This is a genomic window from Xanthobacter tagetidis (assembly GCF_003667445.1).
GTDB lineage: Bacteria > Pseudomonadota > Alphaproteobacteria > Rhizobiales > Xanthobacteraceae > Xanthobacter > Xanthobacter tagetidis.
Genome location: NZ_RCTF01000004.1, coordinates 217668 through 243804, shown reverse-complemented (window position 1 = coordinate 243804; position 26137 = coordinate 217668). Strand labels below are relative to the sequence as shown.

General features: G+C 70.3%; 25 protein-coding genes. 12 read left to right on the top strand and 13 right to left on the bottom strand.

The genetic code is table 11. From position 1 onward, the window contains the following. Positions 1-532: 532 nt before the first annotated feature. The gene (locus D9R14_RS07145) at positions 533-2416 is read left to right on the top strand and encodes a potassium transporter Kup (protein WP_184759505.1); all 1884 of its coding nucleotides are present in this window, start codon (positions 533-535) and stop codon (positions 2414-2416) included. Between the two features lie 241 nt (positions 2417-2657). Next, complete coding sequence (locus tag D9R14_RS07140; protein ID WP_121622624.1) at positions 2658-3767, top strand: putative bifunctional lysylphosphatidylglycerol flippase/synthetase; 1110 nt, start codon at positions 2658-2660, stop codon at positions 3765-3767. A 22-nt stretch (positions 3768-3789) separates the two neighbouring features. Here the strand turns inward: D9R14_RS07140 and D9R14_RS07135 are convergent, their stop codons facing one another. After that, positions 3790-4473, bottom strand: a complete 684-nt coding sequence (locus tag D9R14_RS07135) for a hypothetical protein (RefSeq protein ID WP_121622623.1) — start codon at positions 4471-4473, stop codon at positions 3790-3792. A 277-nt stretch (positions 4474-4750) separates the two neighbouring features. Here D9R14_RS07135 and D9R14_RS07130 point away from each other — a divergent pair, with 277 nt between their 5' ends. The 7 genes from D9R14_RS07130 to phoB all read left to right on the top strand — a co-directional run bounded on the left by D9R14_RS07130 (position 4751) and on the right by phoB (position 11776). After that, positions 4751-6073: an ATP-binding protein gene (locus tag D9R14_RS07130; protein WP_121622622.1), complete on the top strand. Its 1323-nt coding sequence runs from the start codon at positions 4751-4753 to the stop codon at positions 6071-6073. Between the two features lie 127 nt (positions 6074-6200). Beyond that, the gene (pstS, locus tag D9R14_RS07125) at positions 6201-7238 is read left to right on the top strand and encodes a phosphate ABC transporter substrate-binding protein PstS (RefSeq protein ID WP_281041995.1); all 1038 of its coding nucleotides are present in this window, start codon (positions 6201-6203) and stop codon (positions 7236-7238) included. Positions 7239-7459: 221 nt separating this feature from the next. After that, positions 7460-8437: a phosphate ABC transporter permease subunit PstC gene (pstC, locus tag D9R14_RS07120; protein ID WP_121622620.1), complete on the top strand. Its 978-nt coding sequence runs from the start codon at positions 7460-7462 to the stop codon at positions 8435-8437. A 14-nt stretch (positions 8438-8451) separates the two neighbouring features. Beyond that, positions 8452-9285 carry a phosphate ABC transporter permease PstA gene (pstA, locus tag D9R14_RS07115; RefSeq protein WP_121622619.1) on the top strand — a complete coding sequence of 278 codons (834 nt, stop codon included), beginning with the start codon at positions 8452-8454 and terminating at the stop codon, positions 9283-9285. Positions 9286-9396: 111 nt separating this feature from the next. Further along, on the top strand, positions 9397-10221 hold the full coding sequence (gene pstB / locus D9R14_RS07110; protein WP_121622618.1) for a phosphate ABC transporter ATP-binding protein PstB: 825 nt from the start codon (positions 9397-9399) through the stop codon (positions 10219-10221). Positions 10222-10240: 19 nt separating this feature from the next. Next, on the top strand, positions 10241-10969 hold the full coding sequence (gene phoU / locus D9R14_RS07105; protein ID WP_121622617.1) for a phosphate signaling complex protein PhoU: 729 nt from the start codon (positions 10241-10243) through the stop codon (positions 10967-10969). A 105-nt stretch (positions 10970-11074) separates the two neighbouring features. After that, positions 11075-11776, top strand: coding sequence for a phosphate regulon transcriptional regulator PhoB (phoB, locus tag D9R14_RS07100; RefSeq protein WP_011995880.1), 702 nt, complete (start codon positions 11075-11077; stop codon positions 11774-11776). Between the two features lie 19 nt (positions 11777-11795). Here the strand turns inward: phoB and D9R14_RS07095 are convergent, their stop codons facing one another. Next, a complete protein-coding gene (locus D9R14_RS07095) occupies positions 11796-12179 on the bottom strand; it encodes a YraN family protein (protein WP_245420618.1) in 384 nt (127 codons plus the stop codon). Then, entirely contained in the window at positions 12172-13134 is a 963-nt protein-coding gene (gene rsmI, locus D9R14_RS07090; RefSeq protein WP_121622615.1) for a 16S rRNA (cytidine(1402)-2'-O)-methyltransferase, read from the bottom strand. The genes D9R14_RS07095 and rsmI overlap by 8 nt, the downstream gene beginning before the upstream one ends. 239 nt (positions 13135-13373) lie before the next feature. On the opposite strand from rsmI, the gene D9R14_RS07085 reads away from it, so the two are divergent. Further along, positions 13374-14531: a penicillin-binding protein activator gene (locus D9R14_RS07085; RefSeq protein ID WP_245420616.1), complete on the top strand. Its 1158-nt coding sequence runs from the start codon at positions 13374-13376 to the stop codon at positions 14529-14531. 3 nt (positions 14532-14534) lie between these two features. Here the strand turns inward: D9R14_RS07085 and scpC are convergent, their stop codons facing one another. The 6 genes from scpC to D9R14_RS07055 form a co-directional block, all read right to left on the bottom strand. Beyond that, entirely contained in the window at positions 14535-16061 is a 1527-nt protein-coding gene (gene scpC / locus D9R14_RS07080) for a succinyl-CoA:acetate CoA-transferase ScpC (protein ID WP_121622613.1), read from the bottom strand. Between the two features lie 96 nt (positions 16062-16157). Further along, positions 16158-16922: a DUF429 domain-containing protein gene (locus D9R14_RS07075; protein ID WP_245420614.1), complete on the bottom strand. Its 765-nt coding sequence runs from the start codon at positions 16920-16922 to the stop codon at positions 16158-16160. 10 nt (positions 16923-16932) lie between these two features. Next, positions 16933-18030 carry an extensin-like domain-containing protein gene (locus tag D9R14_RS07070; RefSeq protein ID WP_245420612.1) on the bottom strand — a complete coding sequence of 366 codons (1098 nt, stop codon included), beginning with the start codon at positions 18028-18030 and terminating at the stop codon, positions 16933-16935. Between the two features lie 246 nt (positions 18031-18276). Next, positions 18277-18564, bottom strand: coding sequence for a hypothetical protein (locus D9R14_RS07065; RefSeq protein WP_121622611.1), 288 nt, complete (start codon positions 18562-18564; stop codon positions 18277-18279). A 122-nt stretch (positions 18565-18686) separates the two neighbouring features. Next, positions 18687-18941 (bottom strand): hypothetical protein, encoded by a 255-nt coding sequence (locus D9R14_RS07060; protein WP_121622610.1) that lies wholly within the window; start codon positions 18939-18941, stop codon positions 18687-18689. A gap of 433 nt (positions 18942-19374) precedes the next feature. After that, positions 19375-19644 (bottom strand): YMGG-like glycine zipper-containing protein, encoded by a 270-nt coding sequence (locus D9R14_RS07055; protein ID WP_121622609.1) that lies wholly within the window; start codon positions 19642-19644, stop codon positions 19375-19377. A gap of 554 nt (positions 19645-20198) precedes the next feature. Here D9R14_RS07055 and otsB point away from each other — a divergent pair. Continuing rightward, positions 20199-20975, top strand: a complete 777-nt coding sequence (gene otsB, locus D9R14_RS07050; protein WP_121622608.1) for a trehalose-phosphatase — start codon at positions 20199-20201, stop codon at positions 20973-20975. Between the two features lie 20 nt (positions 20976-20995). Beyond that, positions 20996-22477: an alpha,alpha-trehalose-phosphate synthase (UDP-forming) gene (gene otsA / locus D9R14_RS07045; protein ID WP_121622607.1), complete on the top strand. Its 1482-nt coding sequence runs from the start codon at positions 20996-20998 to the stop codon at positions 22475-22477. A 24-nt stretch (positions 22478-22501) separates the two neighbouring features. On the opposite strand, the gene D9R14_RS07040 is transcribed toward otsA, so the two are convergent. The 4 genes from D9R14_RS07040 to D9R14_RS07025 form a co-directional block, all read right to left on the bottom strand. Next, positions 22502-23830: a glycosyltransferase family 2 protein gene (locus D9R14_RS07040; protein ID WP_121622606.1), complete on the bottom strand. Its 1329-nt coding sequence runs from the start codon at positions 23828-23830 to the stop codon at positions 22502-22504. A gap of 12 nt (positions 23831-23842) precedes the next feature. Beyond that, positions 23843-24796, bottom strand: coding sequence for a ribose-phosphate pyrophosphokinase (locus D9R14_RS07035; protein ID WP_121622605.1), 954 nt, complete (start codon positions 24794-24796; stop codon positions 23843-23845). Between the two features lie 98 nt (positions 24797-24894). Next, on the bottom strand, positions 24895-25479 hold the full coding sequence (locus D9R14_RS07030; RefSeq protein ID WP_147452971.1) for a hypothetical protein: 585 nt from the start codon (positions 25477-25479) through the stop codon (positions 24895-24897). Positions 25480-25580: 101 nt separating this feature from the next. Further along, positions 25581-26126 (bottom strand): RBBP9/YdeN family alpha/beta hydrolase, encoded by a 546-nt coding sequence (locus D9R14_RS07025; RefSeq protein WP_121622603.1) that lies wholly within the window; start codon positions 26124-26126, stop codon positions 25581-25583. Positions 26127-26137 lie beyond the last annotated feature (11 nt).

Here is a 26137-nt window from a genome sequence, read left to right as displayed (position 1 = left end):
TCCGTGCGGGGGCACGCGAGAGGGCCGGCCGCAAGGCCGGCCTTTTTCGTTGGCGGGCGGCGCCGAAACTGGCCGGCGCATCACACCCAGCCGCCCCCCAAGCCTCCGTCATGCTCCGACTTGATCGGAGCATCCACCCCCGTCGCCGCATCGCGCCTGACTGCAGGATGGGCCCTCCGGTCAAGCCGGAGGGCGACGGCGGTGACAGGGGCGACGGTGAAAGGGGCGGCGGTGGGAGTTGGCGAGGGCGGTGCCTGAAGCGGGGCGGCGCCGCCGTGACCGGAGCATCGGTGGCGCGACCGTCGCCACCCCATCCCGCGCATTGTCTTCCCCCGCGATCGGAGCTAGGTGTTAGCAGATCTGGCGCGGTGACGCTGGGGAATGTGCTGCGGGGGCTGCCTTGGCAAGTTCGGAGCGAGGGTCCCGGGACGCCCGGCGTGCGGACCATTGCCGGCGGCGTCGCCCCATCCGCATCGTTTCGCCGGGCATCCGGTGCCGCGCCCTTTCGGCGCGCTGAAGGCCACGCCGCGCCATGTTCGCAAGCCTCCGGGACCGCACGCGCGCCGTGCCCTTCGCGGCCGAGATCGGCGCCCTCGGCGTCGTGTTCGGCGATATCGGCACCAGCCCGCTCTATGCCCTCAAGCAGGGCGTTCTGGCGGTAGGCGGCACCAACTTCCTCGCGTCCGACGTGCTCGGCCTGCTCTCGCTCATCACCTGGAGCATCATCCTCTCCGTCACGGTGAAGTACGTGATGCTGGTGCTGCGCGCCGACAATGACGGCGAAGGCGGCATCCTCGCTCTGGTGACGCTGCTCGACCTGCACCGCTCGGCCATCGGCCTGCGCAAATATCTGCTGGCGGCCGGCCTGCTCGGTGCCGCCATGCTGATCGGCGACGGCGTGCTGACCCCGGCCATCTCGGTGCTGTCCGCCATGGAGGGCCTGGAGGTGATCGCGCCCGAGCTGGACCACTGGGTGGTGGCGCTCACGGTGGTGGTTCTGGCCGCGGTGTTCCTCTCCCAGCGCCTCGGCACCGAGCGCATCGCTTCCTTCTTCGGACCGATCATGCTGGTCTGGTTTGGTTCGCTGGCGGCGCTCGGCGTCCACGGGATCGTCCAGGCGCCGCACGTTCTGGCCGGCCTCGACCCGCGCCACGGCATCCTGCTGATGTGGGACCATCCGACCCTCGCGGGCGTGATCCTCGGCGCCTGCTTCCTCGCCATCACCGGCGGCGAGGCGCTCTATGCCGACCTCGGCCATTTCGGCCGCAAGGTGATCGCGCGGGCCTGGCTCGCGGTCGCGATGCCGGCGCTGCTGCTCAACTATTACGGCCAGGGCGCGATCCTGCTGGTGGACCCAAACGCGGCCCGCAACCCGTTCTACGACCTCTCGCCGGACTGGTTCGACGTGCCGCTGCTGCTGCTCGCCACCGCCGCCACGGTGATCGCCTCGCAGGCCATCATCACCGGCGTGTTCTCGCTGGCGAAGCAGGCGATCGAGCTCGGCTACCTGCCGCCCATGCGCATCCGCTACACCTCCGAGCACAACGAGCAGCACATCTATGTGGGCCGGCTCAACTGGCTGCTGATGATCGCCTGCATCGCCGTGGTGCTGGGCTTCGAATCCTCCGACAGCCTCGCCTCGGCCTACGGCATCGCCGTCGCTTTCGCCATGGTGACGACCACCATCCTGTTCATCGCCCAGGTGCACCGCGCCTGGAACTGGCCCGCGCCGGCAGTCTGGGGCCTGGCCGTCGCCATGATGGCGGTGGACCTCTCGTTCGCGTCCGCCAACATGACCAAGATCCACGAGGGCGGCTGGCTGCCGCTCTCCATCGCCGGCCTCGTCATCTTCGTCATGGTGAGCTGGCGGCGCGGCCTGGAGGGGGTCGTCGCGCAGCAGGTGCGCTTCACCGAGCCGCTGGACAGCTTCGTCCTCCGCAAGGACCGCTCCGGCGACGCCCAGAGCCCGCGCACCGCCATCTTCCTCTCGCGCGCCGGCGCCATGACGCCGGTGGCGCTCTCGCGGCTCTCGGAACTGCTCAAGATCCGTTTCGAAACGTCGGTGATCGTCTCGGTGTGGATCGCCTCGCGCCCCCGCGTGTCGGTGGAGGACCGGGTCAAGGTCACGACCATGGATGCCGGGTTCGTGCGGGTGGACCTGCGCTTCGGCTACATGCAGCAGATCGACGTGCCCTCGGTACTCGGCCCGGCGCTGTCGGCGCGCGGCATCGACCCGGAGGTGGCGGTGTACGTGATCGGCCATGAACGCATCATCCCGCCGGACGAGGTGACGCGGCCCCGGGACGTGCTGGCGCATGCCTTCGGCTTCCTGGCGCGCAACGCCGAGCGCTCGGTGGACCGCTTCGGCCTGCCGCGCTCGCGCACGGTGGAAGTCGGCTACCCGGTCAAGCTCTAGCAGGGCGCGCGGCACGGCGCGGGGCGCCGGATGCCGTGCCGATGCCGGCATTGGAACAAGGAAAAGCTTTCACCTGATGCGAAAAGCGTGTTCAGGTGACGCTGGGCCCGGGGGCGGCAATGGACGCACCTCTCACGAGGCGACGTCCCAAACAGTGGGGTTCGAGGGCGATCCGGACACGCAGGGCCCGTTGCGGGGCTGAGGCGGGGAGGGGTCGCGCTCTGCGGGGGAACGGTGGCGCATGGGACTGAAAGAGGGAGTTGCGAAGGCGTGGGCCTTCCTGCGTGATCGCGTCGGCCTGCACGGCCTGGGGTTCATCGCCAGCCTGGCCATCATCGCCTTCGCGGCGACCGTGCTCTACAACATGCTGCACGACCTCAAGTTGTCGGACGTGACCGACGCGCTGAAGGAGAAGAACCCGGCGCACGTGGTCGCCGCCTTCTTCCTGGTCGCCGGCGCCTATGTGACGCTCACCTTCTACGACTGGTTCGCCCTGCGCACCATCGGCAAGGACCACGTGCCCTACCGCATCGCCGCGCTGTCGGGCTTCTGCTCCTATTCCATCGGCCACAATGTGGGCTTCACGGTCTTCACCGGCGGCTCGGTGCGCTACCGCATCTATTCCGCCTGGGGGCTCGGCGCCATCGACGTGGCGAAGATCTGCTTCATCGCCGGCCTCACCTTCTGGCTCGGCAACATCGCCGTGCTCGGCCTCGGCATCACGCTGCACCCGGAGGCGGCGACGGCGGTGGACCGGCTGCCGCCGACGATCAACCGCGCCATCGGCATCGCCGCCTTGTGCGGGCTCGTGGCCTATGTAGCCTGGGTGTCCGTGAAGCCGCGCACCATCGGCCGCTCGTCCTGGTTCGTGACGCTGCCCAAGGGGCGCACCACCCTGGTGCAGATTGGCATCGGCATCCTCGATCTGTCGCTGTGCGCGGCGGCCATGTACATGCTGATGCCCGCGACGCCCTATATCGATCCGATCTCGCTGGCGGTGATCTTCGTCACCGCCACGCTGCTCGGCTTCGCGAGCCATGCGCCGGGCGGGCTCGGCGTGTTCGACGCGGCGCTGCTCGTGGCGCTGCCGCAGTTCGACAAGGGCGAGCTCGTGGGCGCGCTGCTGATCTTCCGGCTGTTCTACTACATCGTGCCGTTCGCCCTCTCGCTGACCCTGCTCGGCATCCGCGAGCTGACCCTGCGCGGAGTGGGAGCACCGACCGTGGCGCTGGGGGCGGATGCGGCGCCGCCGGCTCCCGACGCTCCGCCGGTGCGCGACGAGCCGCCGGCCTCCAAGCCGGTCAAATCCGCAACGGCCCCGGTCGCCAAGGCCGGCGCCGCTGCCAAATAGGCCGCGGTCCAGGTTCTGCCGGTCAGCGGGGCAGGGTGATGCCGCCGCCGCCGAGGCCGCCGAGGCCGGGGATGCCGAGGGCGCTGCCCAGCTTGCCCTTGGGCACCTTCACCACCTGGGCGCCGGGCGGCAATGCGAACTGGCTCGGGTCCTGCGGCGCGCGGGTGAGTTCCGTCACCTCGTAGACGGTGGACTTCTTGCCCTCGATCTCCACCTCGGTGCGCAGGGCGATGCCGTCGGCGGTGATGCAGGCGAAGGTGGTGGCGCTGGTCAGGTTGGCCTGCGGGTCCACCTCCCACACGTCGCAGCTCTCGCCCGCGGCCTGCGACTGGCCGACCTTGGTACCGCTGCCGGCGAGCGCGCCGACCGAATACTCCTTGGGGATGTCGATCTCCATCGCCATGTTCGGCACGTTGGGGAGCATCATCACCATCCTGCGGGCGTTGAGGTCGATCAGGCCGAGGATCGGCGTCGGCAGGTTGGGATTGGTCATCTCCACCCGCATGCGCGACTGGCTGTGGGCGAGCTTCAGCGTGCCGCCCCGCTTCAGGGAGGCGGTGAGCGCGAAGTCGACGCTCGGCATGGGCAGCGGGTCCGCCAGAGCCGGACCGCAGGCGGCCGCCGCCGAAAGCACGGCGCCGGCGAGCGCCGCAACGCCGCGGGTCGGCAGGACGGGAGCGGTCGAGAAGGGCGCGGACAGGGGCATGGGTCCTCTTCCTTGGATCGGCACGTTCATAGCAGATGACGGCGCCCGATCATCCCTTCGCGGGCCGAGGCGAGATCACATCCGGTTTCCGGGCTGTCAGGTGCGGCCGGGTTTGGCGCCGCGGCGGCTTTGTCGTAATGGCTTCGCCAAGGCGCACCAGCATGGCCGGTCAAGGCCCGCGCCGCGATTCGCGCGGGACCGGCCGAGGCGCGAATCGCGCACGACGCGGGGATCGACACCGGCCGGGGGAACCGGGCCGGCGGGAGCGAAATGGACCATGAAGCGGCTTCTGTCCCTTCTTACCGGTGAGCAGGCGGGCCGGCGCGCGCCCGCCCTCGGCCTGTTCGCGCTGGCGCTCCTGTGCGCGCTCGGCATCGGCCTCGAACTCATGAACCCGGTGCTGGCGCTCGCCATGGGCGCGGTGCTGGTGGCGCTCGCGGTGTTTGCGCCGGCCGCGCCGCCCCCGCCTGCCAGCCCGCCTGTGTTCGAGCCGCTGCTGCCGGCCGAGGTGCCCGCGGTGCGCGACCGGCGCGTGGAGGCGCTGGTCGCGGCGCTGCCTGAGCCGGCGCTGCTGCTGACGCCGGAAGGCGAGATTGTCACCGCCAATGCCCGCGTCGCGCTCGCCATCGGCCCGGCGCGCCCGGGCGACCCCCTGTCCTTCCTGGTGCGGGTGCCGGAGGTGCTGGACGCGGTGCGCGCCGCCGCCAAGGACGGCCTGCCGCGCCGCGTGGAATTCGCCGAGCGCGTGCCGCTCGACCGGTGGCTGGAGGCCCATGTGGTGCCCCTGCACCTCGAACCCCTCGCCGAGGCGCGCGGCGGGCCCGACGCGGTGCTGCTCACCTTCCGCGACCTCACCCAGCAGCGCCGGGTGGAGCAGATGCGCGCCGACTTCGTCGCCAATGCCAGCCACGAGCTGCGCACGCCGCTGGCCTCGCTCTCCGGCTTCATCGAGACGCTGCAGGGCCCGGCGCGCAACGATCCGCCGGCGCGCGAGCGCTTCCTCGCCATCATGGCGGCGCAGGCGCGCCGCATGTCGCGCCTGATCGATGACCTGCTCTCGCTCTCGCGCATCGAGCTGAACGCCCATGTGCGGCCGGAGACGCCGGTGGAGCTGGGCGCCATCCTCGCCCATGTGCGCGACACGCTCTCCCCGCTGGCGAAGGATCGCGGCGTCGCCATCGAGCTGGCGCAGGAGGCGCCTGTAAGCGTGCGCGGCGACCGCGACGAGCTGATCCGCCTGTTCGAGAACCTGGTGGAGAACGCGCTCAAGTACGGCGCCGATGGGAAGAAGGTGACGGTGAGCCTCGCTCTGGAGGGACCGGCGGCGGCGCCGTCCGCCGTGGTGGCTGTGCGGGACTACGGCCCCGGCATCCCAGCCGAGGACCTGCCGCGCCTCACCGAGCGCTTCTACCGGGTGGACGTGGCGGCCAGCCGGGAGCAGGGGGGTACCGGCCTCGGGCTCGCCATCGTCAAGCACATCGTGGTGCGGCACCGGGGCCGCCTCAGCATTGACAGCGTGCCCGGCGAAGGGTCGATTTTCGCAGTGCGCCTGGACGCTTTGCCGGAGAAGGAAAAAAGCGAAGAATTTCCAGTGGCTTGACCTGTCATCTCGATGTCACTGACGCGTCATAGAACCTTGGCGCGCGGGGACTATGACTCCCCGGCCCAATGTTGCGTCGCGGCCACCGGGCCGCAGGGGCGCTGCGAAATTGGCAAGGAGACAAATCGTGAAGCTCACCACCGCTCTCGGCGCGATCGCCGTGGCCACCCTCATGGCCGGCTCCGCCCAGGCCGTCGACTTCAACGGCGCTGGCGCCTCCTTCCCCGCCCCGGTCTACCAATCCTGGGGTGCCAAGTATAAGGAGAAGACCGGCAACGCCCTGAACTACCAGTCCATCGGCTCGGGCGGCGGTCAGAACCAGATCATCAACCGCACCGTGGACTTCGGCGCCTCCGACGCCGTGATGCCGAGCGAGAAGCTCGCCTCCGCCAAGCTGCTCCAGTTCCCGACCGTGATCGGCTCGGTGGTCGCCACCGTGAACCTCGAAGGCGTCGAGACCAAGAAGCTGAAGCTCACCGGCGCGATCCTCGCCGACATCTATCTCGGCAAGATCACCAAGTGGGACGACGCCGCGATCACCAAGCTGAACCCCGACATCAAGCTGCCCTCGCAGGCGGTCGTGCCGGTGTACCGCTCCGATTCGTCGGGCACCACCGCCATCTTCACCGGCTACCTCAACGAGGTGAGCGCGGACTGGAAGTCCAAGGTCGGCTCCGCCACCTCGGTCCAGTGGCCCGTCGGCGCCGGCGCCAAGGGCAATGAGGGCGTCACCGGCACCGTCAAGAACACCAAGGGCGGCATCGGCTACGTCGAGTACATCTACGCCTCCGCCAACAACCTGGTGGTGACGCAGCTCCAGAACAAGGCCGGCAAGTTCGTGGCCCCCGAGGTCGCCGGCTTCCAGGCCGCCGCCGCTTCCGCCGACTGGAAGGGCGCCAAGGACTTCGCCGCCTCCATGATCAACGCCCCGGCCGAGAATGCCTGGCCGATCGTCTCCCCGACCTACGTGCTCCTCCCGAAGGACCCGAAGAACATCGAGGCCTCGCGCGAGACCATGAAGTTCTTCCTGTGGGCGTACACCAAGGAAGGCGCCGAGATCGCCGAGAAGCTGCACTACATCCCGCTGCCGGCGGACGTGGTGAAGCAGGTCGAGGAGGCCTTCAAGGCCGAGATCAAGACCCCGGACGGCAAGCCGGTCCTCTGATCGGAAAGGTTGCGGCGCCTCACCCCTCCGGGCGGGGCGCCCACCGCCTCCGGCCCGGCCGGAGCGCGCAGGGACAACCGGGCCGCGTTCATCCCGGCTCGCCGATACATCTGACTGACGCTTTCGATTGATTTGGGGCGTGGATGGGCGACGGTTGGCCACGGGCCGCCGACCCGGACACTTCAGCCGCCTGGCGCGGCACGCGGGGGAAGGGCAGCGGAATGGACGCGACGATGGACACCAGGGGGGGCGGCCAGATCGAGCCGATCACCAAGGCCAAGGCGACCGGCGCGGTCTCCGATCCGATCTTCATCGCCCTCTTGTGGGCGAGCGGCATCTTCGTCCTGCTGCTGCTCGGCCTGATCATCGCCCAGCTCTTCATGGGCGGGTTGCCCGCGCTCCAGCACTTCGGTCTCGACTTCATCTGGACCGCCAACTGGAACCCGGTGACCGAGAATTACGGCGCCCTGGTCATGATCTACGGCACGCTGTTCAGCGCCGTGATCGCGGTCGTGGTGGCGCTGCCCCTCTCGTTCGGCATCGCCTTCTTCCTCACCGAGATCTGCCCCCAGGCGTTCAAGCGCCCGATCGGCGTCGCGGTGCAGCTGCTCGCCGCCGTGCCCTCGATCATCTACGGCATGTGGGGCTTCTTCGTCATCGTCCCGCTGATGGCGGCCTATGTGCAGCCGCCGCTGATCGAGACGCTCGGCCAGGTGCCTATCCTCGGCCTGCTGTTCTCCGGCCCGCCCCTGGGTTCGGGCATGCTCACCGCCGGCCTGATCCTCGCGGTGATGATCCTGCCCTTCATCACGGCCATGTTCGTCGAGACCCTGGAATCGGTCCCGCCCATGCTGAAGGAATCGGCCTACGGCGTCGGGGGCACCACCTACGAGGTCTACAAGAACGTCTCCATCCCCTACGGCCGCACCGCCATGGTGGGCGCCATCATGCTCGGCCTCGGCCGCGCGCTCGGCGAGACCATGGCCGTCACCTTCGTGATCGGCAACGCGACGCGCCTGTCGGCCTCGCTGTTCGCGCCGGGCGCCACCATCGCGTCCACCATCGCCAACGAGTTCCCGGAGGCGCCGATCGGCTCGCTGAAGCTGACCTCGCTGCTGCAGCTCGGCTTCATCCTGTTCGTCATCTCGTTCATCGTCCTGGCCCTGTCCCGTGCGCTCGTGCGCTCGCGGCTCGACTGAGGGGAGCAAGCACCATGGCCTCTCTCGCCGCGCGCCGCGCCAAGGACACCACCATCAAGGCGATCTCCACCGTGTTCGCGGTGTTCGCCATCTTCCTCCTCGCCTGGATCCTGTGGACCCTGCTCGCCCGCGGACTGCCGGCCCTCAGCCTCGGTGTGTTCACCAACGTAACCGCGCCGCCCGGCCAGAATGGCGGCCTCGCCAACGCCATCGTCGGCTCGCTGATCCAGATCGTCATCGCCATGGCCATCGGCGGCCCGATCGGCATCTTCGCCGGCACCTTCCTGGCGGAGAACGGCAAGGGGACGAGGATCGGCGCCGCCGCCCGCTTCGTGAACGACATCCTGCTCTCCGCGCCGTCCATCCTGGTGGGCCTGTTCATCTACGGCTTCCTGGTGGTCCCGTTCGGCGGCTTCTCGGGCTGGGCCGGCGCGCTGGCGCTGGCGATCCTCGTGATCCCGGTGGTGGTGCGCACGACCGAGGACATGCTGAACCTCGTGCCCGTGGGCCTGCGCGAGGCGGCCTTCGCGCTCGGTGCGCCGCAGTGGAAGGTGGTGATGTTCATCACCTGGCGCGCCGCCAAGGCGGGCATCGTCACCGGCGTCCTGCTTGCCATCGCCCGCGCGGCGGGCGAGACGGCGCCGCTGCTCTTCACCTCGCTCGGCAACAATTCCTGGTCGCTGGACCTTTCCAAGCCCATGGCCAGCCTGCCGATCGCGATCTACCAGTATGCCGGCAGCCCGTTCGACGACTGGGTGGCGCTCGCCTGGGCGGGTGCGCTCATCATCACGGTGGGCGTGCTGGTGCTCAACATTCTCGCCCGCCTGTTCCTGGCGCGCACGAAATAGCCCCGCACCGGGGCTGGGCGCCCGCGAGCGGCGCCGCCCCGGAGCGCCACCTACGAAATGGCCCGCGGCCGGGATGCATGCCGGGCGCTTCAGGATCAAAATGAGGCTCAGATGAACTCTGCCGTCGATCCCACCTTCAATCTCGCCTCGGCCGTCGCCGCCAAGCCCGACGCTCCGCAGGCGCCCGCCAAGATCAAGGTCGAGAACCTCAATTTCTACTACGGGCAGAACCATGCCCTGAAGAACATCAACTTCGAGATTCCCGAGAAGCGTGTGACCGCTATGATCGGCCCGTCGGGCTGCGGCAAGTCCACGCTGCTGCGTGTGTTCAACCGCATGTACGACCTCTATCCCGGCCAGCGCGCCGAGGGGATGGTGGGCTTCGACGGCGTGAACATCGTCGGCAAGGAGCTCGACGCCACCATCGTGCGCACGCGCATCGGCATGGTGTTCCAGAAGCCCACCCCGTTCCCGATGACCATCTACGACAACATCGCGTTTGGCGTGAAGCTGCACGAGAGGCTGAACAAGGCGCAGATGGACGAGCGCGTGGAATGGTGCCTGCGCAAAGCCGCCATCTGGGACGAGACCAAGGACCGCCTGCATACCTCGGCGCTCGGCATGTCCGGCGGCCAGCAGCAGCGCCTGTGCATCGCCCGCACCATCGCGGTGAAGCCGGAGGTGATCCTGCTCGACGAGCCGACCTCGGCGCTGGACCCGATCTCCACCTCGAAGATCGAAGACCTGATCGACGAGCTGAAGCGCGAGTTCACCATCGTCATCGTCACCCACAACATGCAGCAGGCGGCGCGCTGCGCGGACATCACCGCCTTCTTCTATCTCGGCGAGCTGATCGAGGTGGCGCCTTCGGACGTGATCTTCACCAATCCGAAGGAGATCAAGACCCGCGACTACATCACCGGCCGCTTCGGCTGAGCGCGCAAGGAACATCGAGATGCCCGAGCATACCGTTTCCTCCTTCGATGCCGAGCTCAAGGAGCTGGGCCGCAAGGTGGTCGAGATGGGCGGCCAGGCCGAGCGCCTGGTGGCCGACAGCGTCACCTCCCTCATCCGCCGCGACGCCGCTCTGGCGCAGCGCGTGGTGCTCCTGGACGCCACCTGCGACCAGATGCAGCGCGAGATCGAGGAGAAGGCCATCCTGGTCATCGCCAAGCGCCAGCCGGTCGCCGGCGACCTGCGCGAGGTGGTGTCCTCGATCCGCATCGCCAACGATCTGGAGCGCATCGGCGACCTCGCCAAGAACGTCGCCAAGCGCGTGATCGCCATCGAGGGCGAATACCACCCGCAGAAGCTGGTGCGCGGCGTGGAGCACATCTCCGACCTGGTGCTGGAGCAGCTCAAGGAGGTGCTCGACGCTTATGCCGGCCACAACGAGACCAAGGCAGTCGAGGTGTGGGGCCGCGACGGTGCCATCGACACCATGTACACTTCGCTGTTCCGCGAGCTTCTCACCTATATGATGGAAGATCCGCGCAACATCTCGGTGTGCACGCATCTTCTGTTCTGCGCCAAGAACATCGAGCGCATCGGCGACCATGCCACCAACGTGGCGGAGATCGTCTACTACATGGTCACCGGCCAGAACCTGCCGGAGAGCCGCCCCAAGGCGGACGCCTCCAGCGAGACCACGGTGGCCTTCCCGGGACGCACTGTCCAGGGCTGACGCCGGTCGCGCCGGCGGCCTGGCCGCCGGGCGCTTCCCTACGCGGTTCGGAGCCGGACGGTCCGGCTCCGGCGCATGTGTCGATGACAGTGGAATGAGAGATCCGTGCCGGCGCATATCCTGATCGTCGAGGACGAGGAACCCCTGACCCTCCTGCTCCGCTACAACCTGGAGTCGGAGGGATACGGCGTCGAGAGCGTCGGCCGTGGCGACGAGGCGGAGACGCGCCTGCGCGAGAGCGTGCCGGACCTCGTCATCCTCGACTGGATGCTGCCGGGCCTGTCCGGCATCGAATTGTGCCGGCGCCTGCGCACCCGGCCGGAGACCGAGCGCCTACCGGTCATCATGCTCACCGCCCGCGGCGAGGAGACGGAGCGCGTGCGCGGCCTCGCCACCGGCGCCGACGACTATGTGGTGAAGCCCTTCTCGGTGCCCGAGCTGCTGGCGCGGGTGCGCGCCCTGCTGCGCCGCGCCAAGCCGGAGCACGTGGCGACCCTGCTGCGTGCGGGCGACATCGAACTGGACCGCGAGACCCACCGGGTGCATCGCGCCGGCCGCGAGGTGCATCTCGGCCCGACCGAGTTCCGGCTGCTGGAATTCCTCATGCAGAGCCCTGGCCGCGTGTTCTCCCGCGAACAGCTGCTCGACGGCGTGTGGGGCCAGGACGTCTATATCGACGAGCGCACGGTGGACGTGCATGTGGGCCGCCTGCGCAAGGCGATCAACCGCGGCCGCCAGTCCGACCCGATCCGCACCGTGCGCGGGGCGGGCTATTCGTTCAACGAGATGTTCGCCCGGTCGCACTGAGGCGGGCGCGGCGCCGGTCCTAACCCTCCGCCTCGAACGCCCCCGGCAGATGCTCGGCGGCGCCGGTGCGCGCCAGCAGCACGGCGTCGAAGCGCAGGTTCATGCCGTCATATTCCGGATGGGCGGCAAGATACGCCTCGGCCGCGGCGGCGATGCGGCGGCGCTGGCGCGGCAGCACGGCGAAGGCGGCGTCGTCCAGCCCGGCCCGCAGCTTCACCTCGCAGAACACCAGCAGGTCGCCGAGCCGGGCCACGAGGTCGATCTCGCCGGCCTTGGTCCGCACGCGCCGCCCCAGCACCTCGAACCCGCGCGCCTCCAGGAGCGTGGCCGCGCGATCCTCCGCCGCGAGGCCGCTGCGGAATGCGGCGCGGCGCTTCTCGGTGCCGGATGGTGGCTCAGCCACCGCCGTCCTCGGCCGGGTCGTCGTCGGCACCGTCGCGCGCGCGCGCCTCGGACAAGGCCAAAGCGCGGGCATAGACCTCGCGCTTGGGGCGGCCGGTCAGGTTCACCACCTCGGCCACAGCGTCCTTCACCGTCCCCTGCGACAAAGCGCGCAGCAGCGCGGCGTCCACCGCCGCGTCGTCGGCCGCCGCCTCGCGCGGCGGGCCGACCACCAGCACGATCTCGCCCTTGGGCGGCTCGCGCGCGGCATAGTGCGCGGCGAGGGCGTCGAGGTCGCCGCGCCGCACCTCCTCGAACGCCTTGGTCAGCTCGCGGCACACCGCCGCTGGCCGCGCGCCGAGGCCGGCGGCGAGATCCGCGAGGCTTTCGGCGAGGCGCGGGCCGCTCTCATAGAGGACGAGGCTCGCCGGGATGCGCGCCAGCTCGGCGATGCGCGCGCGCCGCTGGCCGCCCTTGGGCGGCAGGAAGCCGTCGAACAGGAAGCAGTCGGTGGGCAGGCCCGCCGCCACCAGCGCCGCCAGCAGCGCCGAGGCGCCGGGTATCGGATGCACCTTGTGGCCCGCCTCCAGCGCCTCCAGCACCAGCTTGTAGCCGGGGTCCGATACCAAAGGCGTGCCGGCGTCCGACACGAGGGCGAGGCGCGCGCCCTGCTCCAGCCGCGCCAGCAGCTTCGGCCGCGCCGAGGCGCCGTTATGGTCGTGATAGGGCACCAGCTGGGTCTCGATGCCGTAGCGGTCGAGCAGCCGGCGTGTGATGCGCGTGTCCTCGCAGGCGATGGCGTCGGCGCCGGCCAGCGTCTCCAGGGCGCGCACGCTGACATCGCCGAGGTTGCCGATGGGCGTCGCCACCACGTGGAGGCCCGGCGCCACAGGCGGCACCGGAACCCGCACGCCGGCGATGAGGAAGCTTTTCGGCGCCTCGCCCGCGCGGGCGGAGGATGAAGAGGGGACGCTCATGCGGCGACCATAGACCCAGCCGGGCGGCCGGGAAACGGCGCGGCGTCAGCCGGCATTGGAAATGTCCGAGCCGGCGCGGTTTCCCGGTGCCTTTGCCTTCCCCTCGTCAAATTGCCGCCGCAAGGGGTGGGGCGATCCCGTGCGGGGGCGCGGGCGGCGGGAGACGGGCATTGAGGCAGGACGGGCACGGGACGGCGCGCGCCGTAGCGGAAGGCGATATCTCGCGGCGCGCGGTCCTGGTGCGGTGGTTGCGCACCGGTGGCAGCCTCGGCGCGCTCGGCCTGCTCTCGGCCTGCGCCGGTGGCGACCTCGGCGACGCGCCGCAGGTGACGCCCGCGCCGCCGCCCACCACCCAGCAGCTCGGCGCGGGCGGCACGGTGGTCGCGCTGCTTCTGCCGCTGGGCGCGCAGGGCAATGCGGGCATCGTCGCCCAGTCCATGAAGAATTCTGCGGAGCTTGCCGTCGCCGAGGCGGGCGGAACCGACATCCGCCTGATCGTGAAGGACGACGGCGGCACCGCCCAGGGCGCGCGCATGGCCGCCGAGGCGGCGGTGGCGGAGGGCGCGAAGGTGGTCATCGGCCCGCTGTTCGCCCATTCGGTGGCGGCGGCGGCGCAGGTGGCGCGGCCGCTCAACATTCCCATGATCGCCTTCTCCACCGATGCGAACGTCGCCGGCGGCGGCGTCTTCCTGCTGAGCTTCCTGCCCTCGGGCGACGTGGAGCGCATCATCCGCTTCGAGGCCGGCGAGGGCCGGCGTTCGGTGGCGGCGCTGCTGCCGGAGAGCGCCTATGGCACCGTGGTGGAAGGCGCGCTTCAGCAGGTGGTGGCCGCCGCGGGCGGCCGGGTGGCGGTGCTGGAGCGCTTCGGCACCGACCGCGCCAAGATGGGCGAGGTGGCGCGCCGCGTCGCGCCCGCGCTCGCCCAGGCGGACGTGCTGTTCATCCCCGATACGCCGGACCAGGCCCTGCAGATGGTGCAGATGCTCTCCGCCAACGGCGTCGACATGAAGCGCCTGCGGCTCGCCGGCACCGGCCTGTGGGACGACCAGCGCCTGTTCGCCGATCCGCTGTTCGAGGGCGCCCAGTTCGCCGCGCCGGACCTCTCCGGCTGGCACGCCTTCTCCGACCGCTTCCGGGCGCGCTTCGGCGCCGAGCCGGTGCGCACCGCGACGCTCTCCTACGACGCGGTCTCGCTCGTCACCGCCATGGTGCGGGCCACCGGGCCGGACGGGGTGACGGTGGCGGCGCTCTCCAGCCCCTCGGGCTTCTCGGGCGTCGAGGGCACGTTCCGCTTCCGCGCCGACGGCACCATCGAGCGCGGCCTCGCGATCATGGAGATCAAGGGCGGCGCGGTGCAGGTCGTGAGCCCCGCGCCGCGCGCCTTCGCCCAGCTCTGAGCCTCAGACGGACGCGCGGACGGCGCCAGGCAGCATGGCGCCGGTCTCGCGCGCCCGCACATGCCAGGAGAGCGCCTCCTCGATCACGTGCGGCGTGTGGCCGCCGCGCGCGCCGGCACGCGCCACATAGTCCTCCAGCGCGTCGCGATAGAGCGGGTGGACGCAATGGGCGATGATGAGCCGCGCCCGCTCGCGCGGGGCCAGCTCGCGCAGGTCCGCGAGCCCTTGCTCGGTGATGAGGATGTCCACGTCGTGTTCGGTGTGGTCCACATGGCTCACCATGGGCACCACGGAGGAGAGCGCGCCGCCCTTGGCGATGGACTTCGTAACGAACACCGAGAGATAGGCGTTGCGCGCGAAGTCGCCCGAGCCGCCGATGCCGTTCATCATCTGCGTGCCGCCCACATGGGTGGAATTCACGTTGCCGTAGATGTCGAACTCCAGCGCCGTGTTGATGCCGATGATGCCGAGGCGGCGGATGATCTCCGGGTGGTTCGAGATCTCCTGCGGCCGCAGGATGAGGCGCGGCTTGTAGTCGGCGATCCGCGGCATCACCGCGTCGTGCTTCGCCTTCGACAGGGTGATGGAGGAGCCGGAAGCGAAGTTCAGCTTGCCGGCATCGAACAGGTCGAAGGTCGAATCCTGCAGCACCTCCGAATACATGGTCAGGTCGTGGAACGGGCTCGCGATAAAGCCGTGCATCACCGCATTGGCGATGGTGCCGATGCCCGCCTGGAGCGGCTGGAGGCGGGAGGTGAGCCGGCCGCGCCGCACCTCGTGCTCCAGGAACTGCATCAGGTGGCCGGCGATGGCGGCGGTCTCGCCGTCCGGCGGCAGCACGTTGGAGGCGCTGTCGAGCTTCCGGGAGACGACGATGGCGGCGATCTTCTCCGGCGGGATGGCGATGAAGGGCAGGCCCACCCGGCTTTCCGGCGTGACCACCGGGATCGGCTCGCGGAACGGGCGGCGGGTGGGGATGTAGATGTCGTGCAGCCCCTCCAGCTCCGCCGGCTGGGTGAGGTTGATCTCGACGATCACCTTTTCCGCCAGGATGGCGAAGGTGGCGGAATTGCCCACCGAGGTGGTGGGGATGATGCCGCCATTGGCGGTGATGCCCACCGCCTCGATCACCGCGACGTCGATCGGTCCGAGCATGTGGGTGCGCAGGTGCTCCACCGTCTCGCTGAGGTGCTGGTCCACGAACATCACCTCGCCGGCATTGATCGCCTTGCGCAGCGCCGGATCGGACTGGAACGGGATGCGGCGCGAGAGCAGGTGCGCCTCGGCCATCTGCTTGTCGAGGTCGTTGCCCAGCGAGGCGCCGGTGATGAGGGTGATCTTCAGCGGCTCGTTGAGCGCGTGCGCCGCCTTGGCCCGCGCCGCGAGCGCCAGGGGCACCGCCTTCGCCTCGCCGGCCCGGGTGAAGCCGCTCATGCCGACGATCATGCCGTCGCGGATCAGGTCCGCCGCCGCCTCCGCGGAGACGATCTTCTCGTGTAGCTGGCCGAGGCGGATGCGGTCGTGCGGCATGGGGGCTCCAAGCTGATGCGGGTTTGCGCGTCGCTTGGGCTGTCGCAATAGGAAGGGCGCCGCCCCCTGGGATATTCGACTAAAGGCCGCTTTGCCTCAGGCGTGGATGCCGATGGGCAGGCCGAACGCGTCCCTCTCCGGCGGATCGGGAAAGCGCAAGGCCTTGCCGTCCAAGGCCCGGCGCGCGGTCCACAGGCAGGCGCAGGCGTCCACCAGGTCGTCGAGCCCCGCGCGGAGCGCATTGGCCGTCTGCGTTGAGAGCGCATCGGTGGGAAGGCCAGCGGCCGCCAGGAGGTCGATGCGCAGGCGCAGGCCGTCCGGGCAGGGACGGCCCTTCACCTTCTTGGCGCGCGTCAGCTCCGCCTGCCCGTTCATGGCCCAGAAGGCGGCTTCCGGATGGCATTCGATCAGGCGGTCCCGCAAGTCCGCGCGCCCGCGCAGCAGCGCGTCCGCCTCGGCGATCTTGGGGAACAGGTGGAAGCTCTGCTTGGCCACCGCGCGCGGCGGATCGGAGGCGGCGCGGGCAGCGGCGCAGGCGGCGCGGTAGCGCGTCGCCTCATCGCCGGCGCCGAGCCCGGCTGCCACCGCGGCTCGGGCGGGCACCGAGAACACCGAGGACTGCCGCCGGCCCAGCAGCGGGCGCACCAGCCGCTCGGCGGCGCGTCCGCGCGGCCCGGAGCGCTCCGGCAGTCCGATGGGGATGTCGATCGCGGCGATGCGCGGGGCGTCGTCGCCGGAAAAGAGGTCGGCGAGCGCGGCGATGCGCGTCAGGGACAGGGGGCCGGCGCCAGTCCAGGCGGCGACGATCCAGCCGCCGCGACAGCCGTCGATGCCGGCGCAGAGGGCGGTTTCCATGGTCATGGCATGCGGCTCAATCCTCGCCCGGCTTGGCCTTGGGCAGGGGCATGGTGGAGGCCTGGGGCACGGGGGCGGTGTAGTATTTGCGGCCGGTGACCGAGCCGGTGGTCGCGGGGCCGTGGTCGCCCGGCGCGTAGGACATGGGCGGCGGGCGCTGGCCCTCCGGCCCGACGATCCAGCCCGGCGGCAGGTTGCCCGGGGGAAGATTGCCAGGTGGCACGGGGCCGCGCGCCGGAACATCGCGTCCGGTCCGCGCCGGCGCGCCGTAAAGTGCGCCGGGCGGCACCGGGTCCGGCGCCGGCTGGCGCGCCACCTCCGGTGCGGCGACCGGTGCCGCCGGGTAGGGCGCCGTCGGCGCGGAGGGCGGACGCAGGCTCGCCGGCTCGGGCGGCGGATAGGCGACCGGCGGATAGGACTGCGCGGGTTCCGGCGCCTTCACGGCGACCAGCGGCGCCGGCAGCGGGCGCGGCGCCGGCTTGCAGATGGCGCGCCCGGAGGTGCGGCGCATCAGGTCCACATGGATGTGGTCGTAGTGGAACATGTTGGAGCCCGGCGCCAGCACGGTGGTGAACAGCTCGCACGCGCCCGCCTGCACCTGGAGCAGGAAGCCGCGGGCATCGGCGGGGCCGCGCCAGCCGTCCTTCACCGTCACCCAGCGCCCGTCGGCGAAGCGGAAGGCGCCGATGTCCAGCGCATTGCCGAAGGCATGCTCGGAGATTTTGGCGTTGGGGTCGCCGTTCATGCCGCGGCAGGAATAGGCCGACATGTGGCGCATGGCGGTCACCGGCTGGCCCATCCAGGCCATGGCGGCAGGCTGGATCACTTCGGCGATCCAGCGGTCGGTCTCGCGGATGACGGGACAGGAGAGCTTTCCGGTGGGCTCCAGCACCACGTTGCCTTCGGCGAAGGCGTGCACCTGGAACGGATGCTCCATGCCGCAGGAACCGGAGCCGTTGAGCGCCGAGAGCGGCTCCATGAAGGCCGAAGCGACCACGCCCTTCTCGGCGAGGCACTGCTCTTCCGCCTGGGCACGCCAAGCCTCGCGCGTTTCGAAATCGAAACGACAGCCGGTGAGCAGCCCCATGAGGACGAGCGAGGCTACGAGAAACAAGGATACGCCGCGCGCCATGGCGGGCATCGTGGCGGAGCGGCGTTGCGAAGGGGTTAAGGGCAGGCCTGCCGGGGCGCTGTTATCCGCGGATCGGGCCCCGGATCGTTCGGCCGGCGGCGCGCGGCGGCGCCGCGCGAGAAGGGGGCGAAATTACACGAAAGGCGGCGCTCGAACCCGGCGCCGCCGTCTTGATGCACCCGTCGTCAGGGACGGCGCGCCGGCGGGGCCGGCACGCCGGTGATCGCGTCAGTCGGCCTCGGGCTCGCCGCGCAACGGTTTGGCGGGGGCGGGCTCTGCCGGGGGTGCGGCATCGCGCTGCTCGAACGCGGACTGGAGTTGTTCGGCGAGCCGCATCAGGTCGTCCGGCACCTGCTCGCTGGTGTAGCCGTCGAACAGATCGCGCAATTCACGGCCGATAAGGTCCTGACGTGCGGAAATGTCCCGTCGGTGAGGCGTTCGCATGCCGCCGGTCTCTTTCTGGTTCTGCGTCGACGCGGGGGAAGTATCCAAGGGGAAGGCGCGCACCGTTCGCATGGCTCTTCATCTAGGCAGACGCAGGCGAAAGGCACATGTGCCATCCGCAAGCGTACGTTGCAACAGGGATCGGCGGCGCGGGCGCACCACCGTCGACAATACCGGAAGACTGACGCCGGCACTCATTCGCGGAACAGCCGCGAGGGCTGCGCCTCGCTCGTTCCCGGCTCCTCGTCCCAGGCCAAGTGGCCGAACGCATCCACGTCGGCACGCTTGACGTGTGCGCCGGCGAGCGACTCGTGCGCCTGCCGCAGTAGACGTCGCTCCTCGTCGACGATACGCGGACGGCGCGGCCGCGCCCCCGCCTGCCCTTCGGGCAGCGCAGACCACGGCCTGGCCGTTGGGGGACCGCTGTGCGCGTGTCTCGGTTCGGTCATGGTGAAGGTCTCCGCACGTCCATCCGCCGGTCAAACGCGGCCCCGCTGAATTTGTTCCAGGCGGAAAGCAGGGTCGACGGGCGCTCTCGCGCCGGGAACTCGCGCGGGAGCGGTTTGCGCGCAAGCGGCTCGCGGGGGGAGGGGCTCGCGCGGGCACGAGCAAGAGCCGAAGGGAGCGGGCAAAAGAAAAGCGGGTCGGCGATGCCGGCCCGCTTATGAAGTCGAACTCAGAGGTCGGAGAACTCTAGGGTCAACAAGGTAAACAAAGTCTTCCTTGCGGCGCCGTCCGGCCAGAAAAACCACCCGCAATACCATCGGGAAAACCGCCACGAAAACAGTCGGAAGGTGCCGGATACGGGACAGGGACGGGTCAAAAAGCACAAAAGAAAAGGGGCGCCGGAGCGCCCCTTTTCCGCGATCGGTCCGGTCGGCCTCAGGGGCACTGCACCCGGTACTGGTTGCCGTAGCGATCCTTCGCCCAGCAGGCGCGCGGGGTGGTCTCGGCGCCGATGATGGCGCCCGTGCCGGCGCCGATGAGGCCGCCCACCAGGGCGCCAGTGCCGGTGCCCGTGGCGGCCGCGCCGATGAGCGCACCCGTGCCGGCGCCGATGGCTGCGCCGCCGACCGTGCGGTCGGAGCGCGAATATTCGCTGCACCCGCCGAGAGCGAGCGCGACGGCGCACGCGATGAGAGCCGCTTTCATCTTGATCTCCTGCCCCTTCTTACGGCCCGGAAGGCCGCAAGAGCGTCCGCACGTCAGAGTTTGCCCCGCAGAGCGGCCGGCGGACGACGCCGCTCGACGGGACGTTCCGGACGGCCGCCCGCACGGCACCGGACCCAACGTCATATACCATGGCGTTTCCCGGGCAGCCCATCCTTGCCCGAGATCAAGCGCAAGCACGGGCTTTCGGTTCCCGAGGTTCCCGACCCTTGCGTCATCGTGCTGCCGGCGAGGCGGGGGCGGCCCCGTCCGGCGTCCGCCCCCGCCTTGCCAGCATTTTCAAGGGATCAGCCGGGACATTCCGTTCTCCCGATAACCGCCGGCCCGTCGCTGCGCGGCGGGCGCCGCGGCAGGCCGGAAATCGCCGGGTGTGGCCTGTCGGCCACGTTGGGTGGTATTATTCGACTATGGATGCTCTTGGCGGATCGTCCGCGGCGCCTTTTTTGCGCCTGCCCAGAGACAAACCCGCGCCCCAATGGGAACCCCCGCCGATCCCCGGCGTTCGGTAAGGCATAGCTCAAGAGAGGTCGTGATTGATGCCGTCATCCGCCGCGCGCGCGCGCGCTTTCGATCCCCGCCGTGCCGTCCTTCCCGACCCCGAGACCCATGCCCTGTTCCTGGACGTGGACGGCACCCTGATCGACATCGCTCCCCATCCCGATGCGGTGCGGGTTCCGCCCGGCCTTGCGGGCCTGCTCGGCGACGTGTCCGCGCGCTTCGGCGGGGCGCTCGCGCTGGTGAGCGGGCGCACCGTGGCGCGGCTCGACGCGCTGTTCGCGCCGCTCGTTCTGCCCGCGGCAGGGGTCCACGGGGCGGAACTTCGCCTCGATGCCTCAGGCCCGGTCGCCTCCTCGGTCCAGCCCTTCCCGGAGCGGCTGCGCCAGGGCCTCGGCGAGCTCGCGCGCCGCTTCGACGGGGTGTTCACCGAGGACAAGACCAGCGCCATCGCCGTGCACTACCGCGCGGCGCCCGACGCCGGGGCGCTTCTGGGCCCCGAGATCGCCGCTCTGGTCGAGGCGTTCGGCCGCGGCTATGTGGTGCTGCCGGGGCAGATGGTGTTCGAGGTGAAGCCGGCGCTGCACGACAAGGGCACGGCAGTGGCCGCATTCCTGGAGCAGCCGGCCTTTGCCGGGCGCCGGCCGGTGTTCGTCGGCGACGACGTCACCGACGAGGCTGGGTTCGCCGCCGCCCGCGCCCATGGGGGCGCCGCGGTGTCGGTGGGCCGGCGGCTGCCGGACGTGGACATCGTTCTCGCGGATGCCGGCGCGGTGCGGGACTGGCTCGCCGGGCTCGCCGCAGGGACGGCCCGGTGATCCGGCCGGCGGGGGAAGAGATGGCAGGGCGCGCGTCCCGCATCGTCGTGGTGTCGAACCGGGTCGCCGTCCCGGACCCGGCGCGCCGCGCCCAGGCCGGCGGCCTCGCGGTGGCGGTGAACGCCGCGCTGAAGGAGCGCGGCGGCATCTGGTTCGGCTGGAGCGGGACGATCACGCCCACGCCCTCGGACCATCCGGTCGTGACCACCCAGAAGCGCATGACTTATGCGGTGATCGACCTGAAGGAGGACGATTACCAGGAATATTACAACGGTTTCGCCAACCGGGTCCTCTGGCCGATCTTGCACTACCGCGTCGACCTCGCGGAATTCGCCCAGGCGGACCTCTCCGGCTACATCCGGGTAAACCGGAACTTCGCGGACCATCTCGCCAAGATCATCGGGCCCGACGACGTCTTGTGGATCCACGACTACCACATGATGCCGCTGGCCCAGTATCTGCGCGAGCGCGGCCACAGGAACCGCATCGGCTTCTTCCTCCACATCCCCATGCCGCCCCCCGATCTGATCCAGGCCCTGCCGAAGCACGGCGAGATCGTCGGCGCGCTCGCTTATTACGACCTGGTCGGCTTCCAGACCGAGCAGGACAAGGAGAATTTCGCCCGCTATCTCGACACCCGCGGCGGCCAGTCCTCGGCGGACGGGCGCAGCTACGACGTGGGCGGGCGCCGGGTGAAGCTCGGCGCCTTCCCGGTGGCGATCGAGACCGCGGCGTTCGCCCGCCGTGCCCGGCACGCCAGCCGGAGCCAGTTCGTCAAGCGCTTCAAGGAGAGCCTGAGCGGCCGCAAGCTGATCGTCGGCGTGGACCGGCTCGATTATTCCAAGGGCATCCCCAATCGCCTGGAAGCCTATGAGCGCTTCCTGCGCAACGCGGAAGACTGGCACGACAAGGTCGCCTATGTGCAGATCACGCCCAAGAGCCGCACCGAGGTGCCCGAATATGCGGAGATGGACCGCTTCGTCTCGCGCAAGGCGGGGCAGATCAACGGCCTCTACAGCGACGTGTCGTGGACCCCGCTGCGCTATGTGAACCGCACCTATTCGCGCTCGGCGCTTGCGGGCATCTACCGGGCGGCGGGCGTCGCCATGGTGACGCCGCTGCGCGACGGCATGAACCTCGTGGCCAAGGAGTTCGTCGCCGCCCAGGACCCGGAAGATCCCGGGGTGCTGCTGCTGTCGCAGTTCGCCGGTGCCGCGCACGAGCTGTCCGCCGGGGCTCTGATCGTCAATCCGCACGATCTCGACGGCATGGCCGAGGCGCTGCGGCGGGCGCTGGAGATGCCGCTCCCCGAGCGGTCCGACCGCTACCGGCGCATGATGTCGGTGCTGGAGGCCAACGATATCGACCGCTGGGCCAAGCGCTTCCTCGCCGAACTCACCGACGACCGCGCGCTGCCCGCCATGTCGCTGCCCCCGGCGGCAGTGCGCACCGTGCGCGCCCGTCCCGACTGGCGGACCGGCCCTGCGCCGCGCAAGGCGTGAGGCGTTCCCTCCGGCGCCGGCGCATCATCCGCCCCAGCGCCCTTCGGCGAGGGCCGGCATCTCCTGCCGGCCGGCAGACCGGCCGCGGACCATGATCTCGGCGCCCGGCCGGAGCGGGGTGGGGAGCGGAAGCTCGATCTCGAACCCGCTTGCGCCGGTGGCGCCGGGATAGTGCACCGGCACGTCGGGACGATCGACCCTTCTGAGGGCGAAGTTCGCGGCGGCTTCGCCGTCCACCACCACCGCGAATGCATCGATCGGCGCGCCGTCCGGGCCGAACGCCCAGCCCTCCAGCCGCAGCACGTCGCCCTGAACCTCGCATTGGTCGAGGAACCCGGCGCCGAGCGGCGGCAGGGTGGGGGACCACGCGGCGAGCGCCGTGCGCTGGGCCGGCGTGAGCGCCGGAAAGAGGGCCCCGATCCGCGCCAGCAAAGGATGGCGCTCCGGGCGGGACAGGAGGCTGCGCGGCCAGGACAGGCCGGCAACGTGGCGCGCGTAGCGGCGCCTCAGCCGGGCGGCGCGGGACAGCAGCGCCCGGTGCGGGACGTCCCTGACCGCGTTGGCGTCGTGGATCTGGAAATAGGCCAGGTCCTTCTGCCGCGACAGCAGCGCGGCGCTCGCCTTCAGCCGCTTGCGGTGGAAGAATTCCTGCCGCGACTTGACGGGATAGTGGTTCAGCCGCACCGGTCCCCACACCACGTCCTGCGATCCGCCCGGACCGATCTCGGGGCAATCGCGCAGCGCCTGCCCGTCGGCATGGACATAGCGCAGGCCGTCCCGGAGCATGAAGGCGTGGGGGTTGATGCAGGCGAGGCCTGCCCCGCGCCGCAGCAGCGTCTTCACGTGCGGGTTCACCTCGTGGTGCCGCTCGCTGCGGTGCTGGAAGCGCTCCAGCACCGCGCGCGGGCTGAAGGCGATCTCGCCGGCGCTGCCATAGGTGCACCAGTTGAGCCCTATGGCGCCCACCGCGGGGTCGGCGGCGCGCGCGCCGATCCAGCCTTTCAGGTCGAAGCCGGCGCGGTCGGGATAGATGAACTCGTCGGCATCGATGAACGCGACGAAGTCCACATGCGCCGGCCAGATCTCCAGCATGCGCGCATAGGCGCGGGGCTGGGGGGCGGACGTCGCGTCGTCGGGGAAGGGGATGCGGGTCAGGAAGCCGAGGGTGGACAGGCGGTCGAGCAGCTCGGAGGTGCCGTCCCGGCTCTCATTGTCGAAGACGAAGATGTGGTCGATGCCGAGCGCGCGATGGTGCGCCACCCACTCCAGCACATAGGGCGCCTCGTCCCGGAAGATGGCGCAGATGGCGACGGACGGGGCGGCCGGGCGCGCCGCGTCAGGCTTGCCGGCCACGCCGCCGCCCGATCAGTCGAACAGGCTGGAGACCGATTCCTCGTGCGCCGTGCGGGCCACCGCCTCGCCGATGAGCGAGGCGATGGAGACCACGCGGATGTTGCGGGCCACGCGCACCGCCTCGGTCGGCTGGATCGAATCGGTGATCACCAGCTCCTTGAGCTTGGAGGCGGTGATGCGCGCCACCGCGCCGCCCGAAAGCACGCCGTGGGTGATGTAGGCGGTGACCTCCTTGGCGCCGCGGGCGAGCAGCGCCTCGGCCGCGTTCACCAGCGTGCCGCCGGAATCGACGATGTCGTCCACCAGGATGCAGGAGCGGCCCTCGACGTTGCCGATGACGTTCATCACCTCGCTCTCGCCGGGGCGCTCGCGGCGCTTGTCGACGATGGCGAGCTGGGCGTCGATGCGCTTGGCCAGCGCGCGGGCGCGCACCACGCCGCCGACGTCGGGCGACACCACCATGAGGTTCGAGATGTCGAACCGGTCCTTGATGTCGCGCACCATGACGGGAGCGGAATAGAGGTTGTCGGTGGGGATGTCGAAGAAGCCCTGGATCTGCCCCGCATGGAGGTCCAGCGTCATCACCCGGTCAGCGCCGGCGTGGGTGATGAGGTTCGCCACCAGTTTGGCCGAGATTGGCGTGCGCGGGCCGGGTTTGCGGTCCTGGCGCGCATAGCCGAAATAGGGCAGCACCGCCGTGATGCGTTTGGCCGAGGCACGGCGCAGCGCATCGATGATGATGAGCAGCTCCATCAGGTGGTCGTTGGCGGGGAACGAGGTGGACTGCACCACGAACACGTCCTGACCGCGCACGTTCTCCTGAATCTCGACGAAGATCTCCATGTCGGCGAAGCGCCGCACCACCGCCTTGGTCAGCGGGCTGGCGAGGTAGGCGGCGATGGCTTCGGCGAGCGCGCGGTTGGAATTGCCGGCGACGAGCTTCATGGGACCGTTCTCGGATGACATTTCGTACTCCGCCCGACGCCAGGGCCACCGTGCTGGATTGTCCAGATAGGCGGGCGGTCGGGCCTTTGTAAAGGCCGTGTCGGGTGATCGCTCCGGCGTCAGTGCGCGGCGTAGCCGAGGGCGGCGCCCCGCTCGCCCTGGAGGCCGAGGCTCGCGGACCGCTCGGGCGCCACGGGCGCCGCTGCCGCGATCGCGGCCGCCGCCGGCGCGGCCGGACCGCCGAGAGCCTCCGACAGGCCCGCCATGGTGCTTTCGGCGATCTTGGCGAGGCAGGCGTCGGTGCAGGCGGCCCAGGGGTCGGAGCCCTTGGCGGCCGAGACCGTCTCCTCGCCGGAGACGCGCGCGACCCGCTCGCGGTCGCGGCCATAGATGTCCCAGACATAGGCGACCGACGTCCTGCCGCCCTCCTGGTGCGCCGAGAGGTAGCCCTTGACGCGGTAGGGAGCGTCCTGCTGGCGCGACACCACTTCCACCCTGCGGGCGTCGGCGGCGCTGGACAATTGGGTCACGAGGCGGTCGAAGCTCTGCGGCGGGGGGCCTTCGATGCGGTCGAAGGCAAGCGCGCCGCCGCCGCCGGACAGGCCGTCGGTCTGGCAGCCGGCGAGCATCAGGCCCGCGCCGATCACGCCGATTGTGGCGAATGCCTTGAGGGCGCGCGCATATCCCGCTTCGCCCGACCGCATGGCCTTCATCCGTCCCCGCTAAGGTTTCATTAACACCTCAGGGGTAGCGGCAAACGGCGCGGCGGTCCATGGGAACGGTTAAGGAACGTTTAAGATTCCGCCTAGAGCGCGCGCAGGAAGCCGAGCAGGCGCATGGAGCCTTCCGGCCAGGGACCGAACCCCGCCTCGGCGTTCACATGGCCGGCATCGCCCGCATCCACCAGCGCCGCGCCCCAGTCGAGCGCGAAGCCTTCCGCCTGCCGATAGGCGCAATGGGGATCGGTGCGGCTCGCCACGAGAACCGAGGGGAAGGGCAGCGGATCGGTCGGCACCGGCGCGAACGTGGCAAGCTCCGGCACGCGGCTCGCCGCCAGGTCCGGCGGTGCCACCAGGAAGGCGCCCACGACCTTGCCCGAGGGGAAGGAGGGTGCCGCATGCACCACGGTGGGCACGCCCAGCGAATGGGCCACCAGCACCACGGGCCGGGTCGCGCGCGTCACCTCCTCCACGAGGCGCTGGGTCCAGGCTTGGCGGTCCGGGGCGTCGAAGTCCGCCTGGTCGACGCGCCGCGCGGTGGAGAGCGCACGCTCCCACCGGCTCTGCCAGTGATCGGGGCCGGAGCCCTGCCAGCCCGGCACCAGGAGGATGTCGACGTCGGATGACTTCATCAGCGGGCGAT